At 67.2% G+C, this 15080-nt stretch carries 10 protein-coding genes and 1 tRNA gene; all 11 read right to left on the reverse strand.

The annotated features are described in order from the left end of the window. Positions 1–91: 91 nt before the first annotated feature. Positions 92–2200, reverse strand: a complete 2109-nt coding sequence (pnp, locus tag ACHWVH_RS12250; protein WP_019799235.1) for a polyribonucleotide nucleotidyltransferase — start codon at positions 2198–2200, stop codon at positions 92–94. A gap of 164 nt (positions 2201–2364) precedes the next feature. Beyond that, the gene (gene rpsO / locus ACHWVH_RS12255; protein WP_003467392.1) at positions 2365–2625 is read right to left on the reverse strand and encodes a 30S ribosomal protein S15; all 261 of its coding nucleotides are present in this window, start codon (positions 2623–2625) and stop codon (positions 2365–2367) included. Between the two features lie 203 nt (positions 2626–2828). Next, entirely contained in the window at positions 2829–3755 is a 927-nt protein-coding gene (gene truB / locus ACHWVH_RS12260; protein ID WP_295926787.1) for a tRNA pseudouridine(55) synthase TruB, read from the reverse strand. Positions 3756–3956: 201 nt separating this feature from the next. Then, the gene (rbfA, locus tag ACHWVH_RS12265; RefSeq protein WP_267085794.1) at positions 3957–4370 is read right to left on the reverse strand and encodes a 30S ribosome-binding factor RbfA; all 414 of its coding nucleotides are present in this window, start codon (positions 4368–4370) and stop codon (positions 3957–3959) included. Positions 4371–4483: 113 nt separating this feature from the next. After that, entirely contained in the window at positions 4484–7195 is a 2712-nt protein-coding gene (gene infB / locus ACHWVH_RS12270) for a translation initiation factor IF-2 (RefSeq protein WP_394687271.1), read from the reverse strand. A 95-nt stretch (positions 7196–7290) separates the two neighbouring features. After that, the gene (gene nusA, locus ACHWVH_RS12275; protein ID WP_017908136.1) at positions 7291–8802 is read right to left on the reverse strand and encodes a transcription termination factor NusA; all 1512 of its coding nucleotides are present in this window, start codon (positions 8800–8802) and stop codon (positions 7291–7293) included. Then, positions 8799–9404, reverse strand: a complete 606-nt coding sequence (gene rimP, locus ACHWVH_RS12280; RefSeq protein WP_267093800.1) for a ribosome maturation factor RimP — start codon at positions 9402–9404, stop codon at positions 8799–8801. The genes nusA and rimP overlap by 4 nt, the downstream gene beginning before the upstream one ends. A gap of 206 nt (positions 9405–9610) precedes the next feature. Then, positions 9611–9687 (reverse strand) — tRNA-Met (locus tag ACHWVH_RS12285). A gap of 207 nt (positions 9688–9894) precedes the next feature. Next, on the reverse strand, positions 9895–11370 hold the full coding sequence (gene nuoN, locus ACHWVH_RS12290) for an NADH-quinone oxidoreductase subunit NuoN (RefSeq protein WP_026143462.1): 1476 nt from the start codon (positions 11368–11370) through the stop codon (positions 9895–9897). A 36-nt stretch (positions 11371–11406) separates the two neighbouring features. Next, complete coding sequence (locus tag ACHWVH_RS12295; RefSeq protein WP_394687272.1) at positions 11407–12909, reverse strand: NADH-quinone oxidoreductase subunit M; 1503 nt, start codon at positions 12907–12909, stop codon at positions 11407–11409. Between the two features lie 20 nt (positions 12910–12929). Further along, entirely contained in the window at positions 12930–15077 is a 2148-nt protein-coding gene (nuoL, locus tag ACHWVH_RS12300; protein WP_017912008.1) for an NADH-quinone oxidoreductase subunit L, read from the reverse strand. Positions 15078–15080 lie beyond the last annotated feature (3 nt).

The following is a 15080-nucleotide window of genomic DNA, read 5'->3' on the forward strand; positions in this document are numbered from 1 at the left end:
TTGACGCCCCGTCGCGCCTGCGCAAACGCCAGGCAAGAAAAAAGCGGGCCGAAGCCCGCTTTTCCCTGGAACGACGCTGACAGCGTGCGGCTTATTCGGCCGACGCGCCCTCGCCTTCTTCCACGGCCTTCATCGACAGGCGGATGCGGCCCTGCTTGTCGACTTCCAGCACCTTGACCTTGACCACGTCGCCTTCCTTCAGCTTGTCGCCGACCTTCTCCACGCGCTCGCTGGAGATCTGCGAGACGTGCACCAGGCCGTCCTTGCCCGGCAGGATGGTGACGAACGCGCCGAAGTCCATGATCTTGGCGACCTTGCCTTCGTAGATGCGGCCCGGCTCGACGTCCGAGGTGATCTGCTCGATGCGTGACTTGGCCGCCTGCGCGGCGATCGCGTTGACCGAGGCGATGACGATGGTGCCGTCGTCCTGGATGTCGATCTGGGTGCCGGTTTCCTTGGTGATCGCCTGGATGGTCGAACCGCCCTTGCCGATCACTTCGCGGATCTTGTCCGGGTGGATCTTGATCGTCAGCAGGCGCGGCGCGTAGTCGCTCAGCTCCGCACGCGGGGTGGTCAGCGCCTTGGACATCTCGCCGAGGATGTGCAGACGGCCGGCCTTCGCCTGCGCCAGGGCCTGCTTCATGATCTCTTCGGTGATGCCTTCGATCTTGATGTCCATCTGCAGCGCGGACACGCCGTCGGCGGTACCGGCGACCTTGAAGTCCATGTCGCCCAGGTGATCTTCATCGCCCAGGATGTCCGACAGCACCACGAAGTCGTTGCCTTCCTTCACCAGGCCCATGGCGATACCGGCCACCGGCGCCTTCACCGGCACGCCGGCGTCCATCAGCGCCAGCGACGAGCCGCAGACCGAGGCCATCGACGAGGAGCCGTTGGATTCGGTGATTTCCGAGACCACGCGGATGGTGTACGGGAACTCTTCCATGGTCGGCATCACCGCCAGCACGCCGCGCTTGGCGAGGCGGCCGTGGCCGATCTCGCGACGCTTGGGCGCGCCGAAGCGGCCGCACTCGCCCACCGAGTAGGGGGGGAAGTTGTAATGGAACAGGAAGTTTTCCTTGTACTCGCCGGAAACCGCGTCGATCACCTGGCCGTCGCGGGCGGTGCCCAGCGTGGTGACCACGATCGCCTGGGTCTCGCCGCGGGTGAACAGCGCCGAGCCGTGGGTACGCGGCAGCACGCCGGCCTGCACGCTGATCGGACGCACGGTGTCCAGCGCACGGCCGTCGATGCGCACCTTGGTGCTCAGCACCGAACCGCGCATGGTCTGGTATTCCAGCTCGCCGAACTCCTTGGCCAGGTCGGCGGCGACCCAGTTCTCGGCGGTGGCGCGCGGCGCCAGCTGCGCCAGCACGTCCTTCTTGATCGCGGCGATGGCGTCGCGGCGCTGCAGCTTGTCGCGCACCTGGAACGCGGCGGCCAGCTGCTCGCCGACGGCTTCCTTCAGCGCGGCGATCATGGCCTCGTTCTTGGACGGGGCGACCCAGTCGGACGGCTTGGTGCCGGCTTCGACGGTCAGCTCGTTGATCGCGTTGATGACCTTCTGCATCTCGCGATGGCCGAAGGTGACCGCGCCCAGCATCACCTCTTCCGACAGCAGCGCGGCTTCGGACTCGACCATCAGCACCGCGTTGGCGGTACCGGCGACGACCAGCTCCAGCTGCGAATCCTTCAGATCCGACACGGTCGGGTTGAGGATGTACTCGCCGTTCTTGTAGCCGACCTTGGCGGCGCCGATCGGGCCCTTGAACGGGGTGCCGGCCAGCGACAGGGCGGCCGAGGCGCCGATCAGCGCGGCGATGTCGCCGTCGATGTCCGGGTTCATCGACATCACCGTGGCGATGATCTGCACTTCGTTCTTGTAATCCTCCGGGAACAGCGGACGGATAGGACGGTCGATCAGACGCGAAATCAGCGTCTCCTTCTCGGTCGCACGGCCCTCGCGCTTGAAGAAGCCGCCGGGGATGCGGCCGCCGGCGTAGAACTTCTCCTGATAGTCGACCGTCAGCGGGAAGAAGTCCTGACCTTCGCGCGCGCTCTTGGCGGCGACGGCGGTGACCAGCAGTACGGTGTCGTCCATCTTGACGATGACGGCACCGCCGGCCTGGCGGGCGATCTCGCCGGTTTCGAGGGTGACGGTGTGCTTGCCGTACTGGAAGGTTTTGGTGATTTTTGCCACGGGGTTTCCTTGGATGATGCTGTCTGCAAATGGACCGCTGACGGCCCATGCCGCTGGCGGGTGGCCGGGAGGATCCGGCCGGTGGCGCGGAGCGATCCCCGGGCCACGGTACTACCCAAAACAAAACCGCGGCGCATCGCTGCGCCGCGGTGGGGTTCGTTGACTCAGCGACGCAGGCCGAGCTTCTCGATCAGCGCCTTGTAGCGCTCGCCATCCTTCTTCTTCAGATAGTCGAGCAGGCTACGGCGGCGGTTGACCATCTGCAGCAGGCCGCGGCGGCTGTGGTGATCCTTCTTGTGGGTCTTGAAGTGGCCGGTCAGCAGTTCGATGCGGGCGGTCAGCAGGGCGACCTGGACTTCCGGCGAACCGGTGTCGGCAGCGCCGCGCTTGTTTTCTTCGATGACTTTCTGGGTGTCGATGGACATGAGGTTTTTCTCTGAGATGCGGGGCCGGCAGGAACGTGCAGAGGACGCACCGCCTGGCTCGCCGATTGCGAAGGATTGCGCCGGAGCGCAGCGTGCCGGAAAGGCCGCGAAATTGTACCGGCCTCGGCCCGGAGGAACAAGGCGTTAAGACCGCGTCATGACTGAACGACAGTCAGGTAACACCCGGCGCGACCGCTGCGCGGTCACGGATTGAACATGCGCTGCGGCGCCAGCAGCCCGCTCGCATCCACCTGACCCAGGCCCAGCGGGACGCCGTCGGCGTCGAACACCGCCGCTAGGCCGGGCGCCCAGGCCGGATCGCGCAGGCGCTGGCCCATGCGGAAGCGCTGCGCCGCAGCATGTTCCAGGCGCAGCGGCGGGAAATCGGCCAGGCCGGCGGCCAGCGGCAGCACCAGCGCCTCCAGGGCCGCCGGATCCTGCGCGGCCAGGTGTTGCAGGTGCTCCAGGGTGACCATCTGCGGGTTGCGGAACGGCTCCACCCACAGCCGCCGCAGCGCGGCGATATGCGCGCCGCAGCCCAGCGCCTCGCCCAGGTCGCGGGCCAGGCTGCGGATATAGGTGCCGGACCCGCAGGCCACGTGCAGGCGCAGGCGGTCGCCGACGTGGGCGAGCACGTCGATCGCATGCACCTCGACCTCGCGCTCCGGCGCCTCGATCGCCTCGCCGCGGCGCGCCTTGACGTACAGCGGTTCGCCGCCCTGCTTGAGCGCCGAGTAGATCGGCGCACGCTGGCGGATGCGCCCGCGCAACGGCGCCAGCGCCGCCTCCAGGGTCGCTGCGTCCAGCGGCGGCACCGGTCGGGTCCGCAGCACCGCGCCCTCGGCATCGTCGCTGTCGGTGGTGACGCCGAGCACGACCTCCGCTTCGTAGGCCTTGGCCGAGCCGAGCAGCAGCCCGGCCAGCTTGGTCGCCTCGCCGAAGCACAGCGGCAACAGGCCGGTGGCGAGCGGATCCAGGCTGCCGGTGTGACCGCCCTTCTCCGCACGGAACAGCCGCCGCGCCGCCTGCAGCGCCGCGTTGGAACTCATGCCGATCGGCTTGTCGAGCAGCACGATGCCGTCGAGGCGACGGAAGACGATACGAGGCAGGCGCGGGCCGAAGACGGGCATGGGGGGTTGGGCGGGGATTCGGGATTGGGGATTCGGGATTGGCGGATCCGACCCCGGCATGGCGCGGGCGAACGGCACGCATGGAACAGCGTGACGCCAGACGGATGAAAGAGCGCCGCGATCGCGACTGCGAAACGGGCGCTCGCGTTCGGCGCCCGCACTCGAACACTGGACGCCGACGCCACGGCGTCGGCAGCGGACTCAGTCCTTGCGCGGCGCCGTGTCGGCGTCGTCGGCGGCAGGGCCGTCGTCGTCCTGCGCCTGCTGCAGTTCCGGCATGTCGCGCAGCAGATTGTCGATGCGCTCGCCGCGATCGACCGAATCGTCGTAGTGGAAATGCAGTTCGGGCACGTGGCGCAGCTTCATCGCCCGCGCCAGCTCGCTGCGCAGCTGCGGCGCCAGTTCCTTCAGGCCCTTGACCGCCTCGGCCGAGCGTTCCTGCATCAGCGCGGTGACGAACACCTTGGCATGGGCCAGATCGCGGGTGACCTCGACGTCGGACACGCTGACCGACGGCAGGCCGTGATCGCGCACGGCCGCATGCACGATCGTGCCGAGGTCGCGCCGGATCTGCGCAGACACGCGATCGGTACGGTGAAAGGATTTGGTGGGCATAGCGAAAATCTCTCTGTTCGGAATAAAGAAATCGGGAAGGGTCTGGGACGAGCGACGCACCTGCAGCGCCCCGCTCCTCCCATTCCCCAATCCCGATTCCCGATTCCCGGCTCTTACAGCGTACGCTGCACTTCGATGCGCTCGAAGCACTCGATCTGGTCGCCGGCCTTGACGTCGTTGTAGGCCTTCACGCCGATACCGCACTCGGTGCCGTTGCGCACTTCGTCGACGTTCTCCTTGAAGCGACGCAGCGATTCCAGCTCGCCCTCGAACACCACGGTGTTGTCGCGCAGCACGCGGATCGGCTTGTTGCGCTTGACCACGCCCTCCACGACCATGCAGCCGGCGACGGCGCCGAACTTGGAGCTGCGGAACACGTCGCGCACCTGGGCGATACCGATGATCTCTTCGCGGATCTCCACGCCCAGCAGGCCGGACGCCACCTGCTTCACCTGGTCGATCACGTCGTAGATGATCGAGAAGTACCGCAGGTCGATGCCGTTGGTCTCGATGATGCGCCGCGCCGAGGCGTCGGCACGCACGTTGAAGCCGATCACCGTGGCCTTGGAGGCCAGCGCCGAATTCGCGTCGGACTCGGTGATGCCGCCCACGCCGGAGTGGATCACGTTGATGCGGATCTGCTCGTTGGACAGCGCGGTCAGCGATTGCTTCAGCGCTTCCACCGAACCCTGCACGTCGGCCTTGATCACCAGGTTCAGCGACAGCTGGCCTTCGCCCTTGCCGAGCTGCGACATGATGTCTTCCATGCGGCTGCCCGCCGAGGACACCAGGCGCGACTCGCGGCGCTTGGTCTCGCGCTGCTGCGCCACGTCCTTGGCCAGGCGCTCGTCGTCGACGACCACGAAGTCGTCGCCGGCATCCGGCACGCCGGACAGGCCGAGCACCTGCACCGGGATCGACGGACCCGCCGAATCCGGCTGCTTGCCGGTCTCGTCGAACAGCGCACGCACGCGGCCGTACTGGATGCCGCACACCAGGTAGTCGCCCTTCTTCAGCGCGCCCTGCTGCACCAGCACCGTCGCCACCGGGCCGCGGCCCTTGTCCAGCGAGGACTCGATCACCACGCCGCTGGCGCGGCCTTCGGCCACTGCCCGCAGCTCCAGCACTTCGGCCTGCAGCGAGATCGCGTCCAGCAGCACGTCGATGCCCTGGCCGGTCTTGGCCGAGAGTTCGACGAACTGGGTGTCGCCACCGAATTCTTCGGCGACCACGTCCTGCGCCAGCAGCTCGTTCTTGACCCGCAGCGGATCGGCGCCGGACTTGTCGATCTTGTTGACCGCCACGATCAGCGGCACGCCGGCCGCCTTCGCATGCTTGACCGCCTCGACCGTCTGCGGCATCACGCCGTCGTCGGCCGCGACCACCAGCACCACGATGTCGGTGAGCTTGGCGCCGCGCGCGCGCATCGAGGTGAACGCGGCATGGCCCGGGGTGTCCAGGAAGCTGATGACGCCGCGATCGGTCTCGACGTGGTACGCGCCGATGTGCTGGGTGATGCCGCCGGCTTCGCCGGAGGCGACCTTGGTGCGGCGGATGTAGTCCAGCAGCGAGGTCTTGCCGTGGTCGACGTGGCCCATGATGGTGACCACCGGCGGCCGCGGCAGCTTCTCGCCCTGCGCGTCCTCGGTGTGCGCCAGCAGCGCGTCCTCGGCGTCGGCACTGCCGGCGCGGGTCGGCTTGTGGCCGAGTTCCTCGGTGACCAGCGCGGCGGTGTCGTGGTCGATGGTCTGGGTGATGGTGGCCATCACGCCCATCTTGAACAGCGCCTTGACCACATCGCCGCCCTTCAGCGCGAGCTTCTGCGCCAGGTCGGCCACGGTGATGGTGTCGCCGATCGCCACTTCGCGCACCACCGGTGCGGTCGGACGCTCGAAGCCGTGCGCGCCGCCGCCGCTGCGCGACGGCTCGGCCTGGCGACGGCCGCCGCTGTGGCTGCCGCCGCGCGGCTTGCCGCGCACGTTGGAACGGCGCGCGCGGTCGGCCGCGGACAGATGCAGCTGGCCGGCGAAGCGGCTGGTGCTGTCGTCGTCCTCGACCCCGGCGACCATCACGTGCGAGCCGCGGGTCTTGTGCTTGTTGTTGGCATTGTTGCGGTCGTCGCTGCGCGGCGCGGCCGGCTTGGCCGGATGCGCGGCGCCGGCCGGACGCGGCGCCATCGGCGGACGCGGCGCGCGCGGCGCGGCGGCGGGGGCGTTGCGGTCGGCGGCAGGCGCGGACGGCGCCGCAGCCGGCGGCGCCGACTCGGCGTCCAGCGCGGCCTGGGCCGCTCGCTGCTCGGCCTCGGCACGCTCGCGCGCTTCCTGCTCGGCCTTGCGCTTGCGCTCGATTTCCTCGGCGCGCGCGCGGTCCTGCTCGGCGAGCTTCTGCTGTTCGGCCAGATTGCGCTGCTTGGATTCCTCCAGCTTGCGCAGGATCTCGGCGCGCTCGTCGTCCACCCGTCCGCCCGCGGACGGCGCCGCACGCTCGGCGGCCAGGTCCTCGGCCGACTTCACGTAGGTGCGCTTCTGCCGGACCTCGACGTTGACCGTGGTCTTGCTGCGCCCGGCGCTGACCGTCACTTCCTGCAGCTTGCGCCGGTTCAGGGTGATCTTCTTCGGCGCGGCCTGGGCTTCTTCCTCGACCGGCTTGTCGGTCTTGCCGTGGGTACGGCGCAGGAAGCCCAGCAGCTTCATCTTTTCGGTGCTGGTGACGACCTGGTCGGGACCGCTGAACTTCATCCCGGCGTCGGCCAGTTGAACCAGCAGTTTCTCGACCGGCGTGTTCACCAGTTCGGCCAGCTTGCGGATGGTGGTTTGCTGCGACATTCGGATCCTATGATCTGGTTGGCGCCCCCTCGCCGCGTGCGAAGGTAGCGCGGATTCTAAGCCCTGATCGGGTCAGGGCGGCATTCATCGCTGACTCATTCGCCGCGCTCCAGGCGGGCGATCTCCTCGGCGCGGGCGGCCAGGATCAGGGCCGCGGCGCGGTCCTTGTCCAGGTCCTCGATGCCGAACTCGAGGATTTCGTCGGCAGCCAGATCCGACAGGTCCTCGCTGGTGCGTACGCCATGGCCGGCCAGCGCGTAGGCGGTGGCTTCGTCCATGCCCGGCAGCGACAGCAGGTCCGCCGCCGGCACACCGTCGTCGTCGCTCTCCTCGGCGGCCAGCGCCTCGTTGAGCAGCGCGTCGCGGGCACGCGCGCGCAATTCCTCGACGATGTCCTCGTCGAAGCCTTCCACCGCCAGCAGCTCGCCGACCGGCACGTAGGCGATTTCCTCGACCGAGTTGAAGCCCTCGGCGACCAGGATCGCGGCGATCTCCTCGTCCACTTCCAGCTTGTCCATGAACAGCTGGCGGGCCACGGCCTGCTCGGCCTCGGACTTGGCCGCGACCTGCTCGGCGGTCATCACGTTGAGCTGCCAACCGGTCAGGCGGCTGGCCAGGCGCACGTTCTGGCCGCCCTTGCCGATCGCCTGGGCCAGGCGGTCTTCCGCCACCGCCAGGTCCATCGAGTGCTTCTCTTCATCGACGATGATCGACTGCACCTCGGCCGGCGCCATCGCGTTGATGACGAAGTTGGCCGGGTTGTCGTTCCACAGCACGATGTCCACGCGCTCGCCGTTGAGCTCGTTGGACACCGCCTGCACGCGCGAACCGCGCATGCCGATGCAGGCGCCGATCGGATCGGTGCGGGTGTCGTGCGCCAGCACCGCGATCTTGGCGCGGTCGCCCGGATCGCGCGCGCAGGCCTTGATCTCGACCAGGCCCTGGCCCACTTCCGGCACTTCCAGCTTGAACAGCTCGATCATGAATTCCGGCGCGGCGCGGCTGATGAACAGCTGCGGGCCGCGCGGCTCCGAACGCACTTCGGCCAGGTAGCCGCGCACGCGGTCGCCGGCGCGCAGCACGTCGCGCGGGATGCCCTTGTCCTTGGGGATGAAGGCCTCGGCGTTGCCGCCCAGGTCCACGTAGATGTTGCCGCGCTCGGCGCGCTTGACCACGCCGGTGACCAGTTCGCCGACGCGATCCTTCCACGCGTCCACCACCTGCTGGCGCTCTGCCTCGCGTACGCGCTGCACGATCACCTGCTTGGCGGCCTGCGCGGCGATGCGGCCGAAGTCCGGGTTCTCGATCTGCTCTTCGATGTAGTCGCCGACGTCCACGCCCTCGGCCTCGTCGACCGCGTCCATCAGGCGGATCTGCCGGTCGGGCGATTCCATCACCACATCGTCGGCCACCACTTCCCAACGCCGGAAGGTTTCGTAGGTGCCGTCCTTGTGGTCGATGGTGACGCGCGTCAGCACGTCCTGGTCGGGGTAGCGCTTCTTCGCCGCCGACGCCAATGCGGCCTCGATCGCGTCGAAGATCACTTCGCGCGGCACGCCCTTTTCGTTGGCCACCGCGTCGACTACCAGCAACAGTTCCTTGCTCATTCTTTCGCTCCGCGCGCAGCCTCGTCGGCCGCCGGTTCGTTGGATGGTTTCTTATTGGATTTTGCGTTCTTGCCGGCCGGCTTCGGGCCCTTGCCCGGCTTGGTCGGCGCCAGACCCAGCGCCGCCCAGTCGGGCATGATCCGCGCCTTGTCGATGTTGTCGAAGTCCACCGCCAGTTCGGCGCCGTCGACCTCGAAGATGATGCGGCCGGCAGCGGCGTCGGCCTGCACGATGCGCCCCTGCAGGCGACGACGGCCCTGCTGCGGCAACTTCAGCACCACCTTGGCCGATTCGCCCACATGGCGGGAAAACTGTTCGGCGCTGAACAGCGGCCGGTCCACGCCCGGCGAGGACACTTCCAGCGTGTAGTTGCCGCTGATCGGGTCTTCCACGTCCAGTTGCGCCGACACCTCGCGGCTGACCCGCTCGCAATCGTCGATGTTGACGATGCGCTCGGGCTGCTCGGCCAGCGGCACGTCGATGTACAGGCGCAGCGTGGCGCCGCCGGGGGCCGGCAGGTATTCCGCGCCCAGCAGTTCCAGGCCCAACGCGTCCACGGTCGGGCCCAGCAGAGTCGCGATTTCGTTTGCCTTGTCGCTCACAGCCTGCCTTGCATCTGAAGGGTTGAAAAGTCGATTGCGTGCATTTCCCGGACCCCGGAAACGACAAAGGGCCCTCTGGGCCCCTTGTCCGGTAAAACTCCGGTCACGCTGGATTCCGGTTGCGACGACGGGAACATGCGTCATCGCGAAGCCCAAACTTCCCTGCCGCAGACAACCGATGCACTGGTTGCCGCTGCAGACAAAGATGGTAGCGGGGGCAGGATTTGAACCTGCGACCTTCGGGTTATGAGCCCGACGAGCTGCCAGACTGCTCCACCCCGCAGCAGAAGCGGAATTATGAAGAATCAGTGCGTCGATTGCAAGCCCTGATTTTCATCTCGATGCGGTAGCGACGCTGCCGTTCGAAGGACGCCATGATAACCGCACACGATGGAAAACGAAACAACAATCGCATCGCCGAATGCAAAAACGCCAACGCCGCCTTGCGGCGGCGTTGGCGAAAAACAGCGGGAAAACCGCCCTTTCGCGATCAGGCCAGGTGCGCGAAGGCGCGCTGGCACCACGCCATCAGCGGGCTCCAGGCCAGGCCAAAGGCCAGCAGGCCCAGCGCGTTGACGCCCAGCGCCACGCCCAGCACGCGGTCGTCGTTGGCCGGCAGCGGCGTGCCGACCGGCTCGTCGAAATACATCACCTTGATCACGCGCAGGTAATAGAACGCGCCGATCACCGCGCACAGCACCGACAGCACCGCCAGGCCGGTCCACCATAGGTTCTGGTCGGGCACCGCGACGACCGCGCCCAGCACCGCCAGCTTGGCCCAGAAGCCCAGGAACGGCGGCACGCCGGCCAGCGAGGCCATGATGCACAGCACCAGCAGCGCCATCCACGGGTTGCGCGCGTTCAGGCCCTTGAAGTCGTCGATGTTCTCGGCCTCGAAGCCCTTGCGCGACAACGCGATGATCGCGCCGAACGAGGCGGTGGACATCACCGCATAGCAGATCGCGTAGAACAGTGCCGCCGCATAGCCGCGCTCGCCGCCGCCGGCCACGCCCAGCAGCAGGAAGCCGATGTGCGAGACCGTGGAATACGCCAGCATGCGCTTGAGATTGCTCTGCGCCACCGCCATCAGGTTGCCGACCACCAGCGACAGCGCCGCCAGGCCGCCGATCACCCAGTGCCACTGCGCCGCCAGCGGGCCCACGCCCACTTCCAGCAGGCGGTAGGCCATGCCGAACGCGGCCAGCTTGGACGCCGAGCTGATGAACAGCGCGATCGGCGCCGGGGCGCCCTGGTAGACGTCCGGCAGCCACATGTGGAACGGCGCCGCGCCGAGCTTGAAGGCGACACCGGCGATCATGAACACCGTGCCGGTGAGCAGCAGCATGTGCTCGCGGCCGTTGCCGATCGCCTCGTGGATGCCGCTCAGGCTCAGCGTGCCGGTGGCGCCGTAGATCAGCGACATGCCGTACAGCAGCAAGCCCGAGGCCAGCGAACCGAGCACGATGTACTTCATCGCCGCTTCGGTGGCCATGCCGTTGTCGCGGTTGGAGGCGACCAGCGCGTAGGAGCACAGCGCCAGCAGTTCCAGGCCCAGGTAGACCATCAGCAGGCTGCCGGCCGAGACCAGGATCATCATGCCGACCGTGGCGAACAGCACCAGCACCGGGATCTCGCCCTGGTACAGCTTGCGCTCGCGCAGGTAGCTCCAGCCGTAGATCAGGGTCAGCGCGCTGAGGCCGACGATCACCGTCTTCATCACGTCGGCGGCGGCATCGCGCACGAACATGCCGTTGAACACCTCGCCCTGCCCGCCCACGCCGGCCAGCAGCATCGCGAACACCGCGACCAGGATCGCCACCGAGACGATGTGGGTCCAGGCCTTGTTGCGCTCGCTGATGAACAGATCGAGCATCAGCAGGAAGAAGGCACCAGCGGTCAGCACCAGCTCGGGCAGCAGGGGCGGCAGGTCGACGGTGGTCAGAGGCAGCAGCGCAGGGGTGGTCATCATCAAATCTCTGGAATCAATACGCTCGACGGCCGCTTACAGCTTGCTGGTGGCGATCTGCGCCGCCAGCTTCGCGATCGAGGGCTCCATCAGGTCGGTCAACGGCTTCGGATACAGGCCCAGGGCCAGCACGCCGAGCGCGAACACGCCCAGCACCAGCGCCTCGCGGCCGTTGATGTCCTTCAGCTCGGCCACGTGCGCATTGGCGACCTCGCCGAAGAACACGCGCTTGTAAAGCCACAGGGTGTAGGCGGCGGTGATCACCAGGGTGGTCGCCGCGCCGAAGGCCAGCAGCGGGTGCGCCTGGAAGCTGGCCATGATGACCATGAACTCGCCGACGAAGCCGCTGGTGCCCGGCAGGCCCGCATTGGCCATGAAGAACAGCATCGCGAAGGTCGCGAACCACGGCATCACGTTGACCACGCCGCCGTAGTCGGCGATGCGGCGGGTGTGCATGCGGTCGTACAGCACGCCGACGCAGGAGAACATCGCGCCTGACACGAAGCCGTGCGAGATCATCTGCACCATCGCGCCCTGCAGGCCCAACCGGGCCGCATCGGTGCTGCCGAAGCCGACCAGGGCGAAGGCGACGAAGCTGCCGAGGGTGACGAAGCCCATGTGCGCGATCGAGGAGTAGGCGATCAGCTTCTTCATGTCGTCCTGGACCAGGGCGACCAGGCCGACGTAGATCACCGCGATCAGCGACAGCGCGATCACCAGCCACGCCCACTCGTTGCTGGCGTCGGGCAGGATCGGCAGGTTGAAGCGCAGGAAGCCGTAACCGCCGATCTTCAGCGCGATCGCCGCCAGGATCACCGAACCGGCGGTCGGCGCTTCCACGTGCGCGTCCGGCAGCCAGGTGTGCACCGGGAACATCGGCACCTTGACCGCGAAGGCGATCAGGAAGGCGAAGAACAGCCAGGTCTGCTCCTTCGAGGTCAGCGACAGCTGGTAGAGATCGGCGAGCTGGAAGCTGCCGCCCTTCAGGTACAGGTAGATCAACCCGACCAGCATCAGCACCGAGCCGAGGAAGGTGTACAGGAAGAACTTGACCGCGGCGTAGATGCGGCGCGGGCCGCCCCAGATGCCGATGATCAGGAACATCGGGATCAGCATCGCCTCGAAGAACACGTAGAACAGCATCGCGTCGGTGGCGGAGAAGATGCCGACGGTGACGCCTTCCAGGATCAGGAACGCGGCCACGTACTGGTTGACGCGCTTGTCGATCGAGGTCCACGCGCCGATCAGCGCCAGCACCGTGACCAGCGTGGTCAGCACGATCAGCGCCACCGCGATGCCGTCGGCGCCGAGGTTGTAGCCGATGTCGTATGCCGGGATCCAGGCATGGGTCTCGACGAACTGCAGCGCGTCGCTGGCGTAGTCGAAACCGGTGAGCAGCGGCACGCTGAGCGCGAAGGTCAGCAACGCCACCAGCAGCGACGCCCAGCGCGCCGCACGCGCATCACGCAGGGCGAGCACCAGGGCACCGCCGATGATCGGCAGCCAGATCAGGATGGAGAGTAGAGGCCAGTTCGACACGTGTTCTTATTCCGTACAGGTCAACGCCAGAAATGCATCAGCACGCCCAGCAGGGCAATGAGACCGACGATCATCGCGAAGGCGTAGTGATAGAGGAAACCGGATTGCGTGCGACGCAGCAGATTGGCCGCCAGGTCGATCACGCGTGCGGTGCCGTTGACCATGACGCCGTCCACGACATGCGTATCCACCGCGCGCGACACCTTGCCCAGGCGCACGCCGCCGCCGGCGAAACCGCCGATCCAGAGCTTGTCGAAACCGTACTTGTTCTCGAGGATCCACACCGGCACCGAGAAGGTCTTGCGCGCCTTCGCCGCCAGTTCCGGCTTCCACAGGTACAGGATCCACGCCAGGGCGAAACCGGCCAGGGTCAGGAAGAACGGCGGCTGGGTCAGGCCGTGCAGGGCGAACGCGACCGGGCCGTGGAACTCCTCGGCCAGCGCGCCGACGGTGTCGCGCGCCGGATCGTAGAAGTCGACGATGCCGGTGAAGAAGCTGACCGCCTGGCCCTTGATCGCCGCCGCGGCATGGTGCCCCGCCCAGTCGGTGCCGAACAGCATCGGGCCGATGGTGAAGAAGCCGATCGCGATCGACGGGATCGCCAGCAGGATCAGCGGCACCGTCACCACCCACGGCGACTCGTGCGGTTCGTGCGCGCCGTGGTGGCCGTGGCCGTGATCGTCGTGTGCGTGATCGTCGTGGGCATGCGCACCGTGGGCGTCGTCATGATGCGCATCGTGGTGCGCATGCGCATCGCGGAAGCGCTCCTGGCCGTGGAAGGTCAGGAACAGCAGGCGGAAGCTGTAGAAGCTGGTGATCAGCACGCCGCCGAGCACGGCCCAGTAGCCGTAGGTCGCGATCCAGCCATGCGAGGTGTGCGCGTGGTGCTGCGCCGCCTCGATGATGGTGTCCTTGGAGTAGAAGCCGGCGAAGAACGGGGTGCCGACCAGCGCCAGGGTACCGATGACGCTGGTCCAGTAGGTGATCGGCATGTACTTGCGCAGGCCGCCCATCTTGCGCATGTCCTGCTCGTGGTGCATGCCGATGATCACCGAGCCGGCCGCCAGGAACAGCAGCGCCTTGAAGAAGGCGTGGGTCATCAGGTGGAACACCGCGGCCGAGTACGCCGACACGCCCAGCGCCACGGTCATGTAGCCCAGCTGCGACAGCGTCGAGTAGGCGACCACGCGCTTGATGTCGTTCTGCACGATGCCGATCAGGCCGGTGAAGAACGCGGTGGTGGCGCCGACGACCAGCACGAAGTTCAGCGCGGTCTGCGACAGTTCGAACAACGGCGACATGCGCGCCACCATGAAGATGCCGGCGGTGACCATGGTCGCGGCGTGGATCAGTGCCGAGATCGGGGTCGGGCCTTCCATCGAGTCCGGCAGCCACACGTGCAGCGGCACCTGCGCCGACTTGCCCATGGCGCCGATGAACAGGCACACGCAGATGATGGTGGAGACATTCCAGGCATGACCCTGGAACAGCTGCACCTGGGCCAGACCGCCGGCGGCATCGCTGCCCAGCACCGCGGTGGCGTTGGCGAACACGCTGGCGTAGTCCAGCGTGCCGAACCACAGCAGCACGCCGGCGATGCCGAGGATGAAGCCGAAGTCGCCGACGCGGTTGACCAGGAACGCCTTCATGTTGGCGAACACCGCGGTCGGGCGCTTGAACCAGAAGCCGATCAGCAGGTACGACACCAGGCCCACCGCTTCCCAGCCGAAGAACAGCTGCAGGAAGTTGTTGCTCATCACCAGGCTCAGCATCGAGAAGGTGAACAGCGAGATGTAGCTGAAGAAGCGCTGGTAGCCCGGATCGTCGGCCATGTAGCCGATGGTGTAGATGTGCACCAGCAGCGACACGAAGGTCACCACCACCATCATCATCGCGGTCAGGCGGTCGACCATGAAGCCGACGTGGGCCGAATAGTGGCCGACCTCGAAGAAGGTGTAGAGGTTCTGGTTGAACGGCGAGGCGCCCTGCCCGACCAGCTGGTACAGGGTCCAGCACGACAGCGCGCAGCTGACCGCCACGCCGAGGATGGTGGCGAACTGCGCGCCCTTGCGGCCGACCTGACGGCCGAACAGGCCGGCGATGATGCTGCCGACCAGCGGGGCCAGCACCACCGCGATCAGCAGACTCTTGGAGAGCGTAATTTCCATCTG

The organism is uncultured Xanthomonas sp., from assembly GCF_964278005.1.
Lineage (GTDB): Bacteria > Pseudomonadota > Gammaproteobacteria > Xanthomonadales > Xanthomonadaceae > Xanthomonas_A > Xanthomonas_A sontii.

Coding starts and splice junctions, on each gene's coding strand:
- rpsO (WP_003467392.1), bottom strand. CDS start 2,625: ATGTCCATCGACACCCAGAAAGTCATCGAAGAAAACAAGCGCGGCGCT.
- truB (WP_295926787.1), bottom strand. CDS start 3,755: ATGCCCGTCTTCGGCCCGCGCCTGCCTCGTATCGTCTTCCGTCGCCTC.
- rbfA (WP_267085794.1), bottom strand. CDS start 4,370: ATGCCCACCAAATCCTTTCACCGTACCGATCGCGTGTCTGCGCAGATC.
- infB (WP_394687271.1), bottom strand. CDS start 7,195: ATGTCGCAGCAAACCACCATCCGCAAGCTGGCCGAACTGGTGAACACG.
- nusA (WP_017908136.1), bottom strand. CDS start 8,802: ATGAGCAAGGAACTGTTGCTGGTAGTCGACGCGGTGGCCAACGAAAAG.
- nuoN (WP_026143462.1), bottom strand. CDS start 11,370: ATGACCACCCCTGCGCTGCTGCCTCTGACCACCGTCGACCTGCCGCCC.
- nuoL (WP_017912008.1), bottom strand. CDS start 15,077: ATGGAAATTACGCTCTCCAAGAGTCTGCTGATCGCGGTGGTGCTGGCC.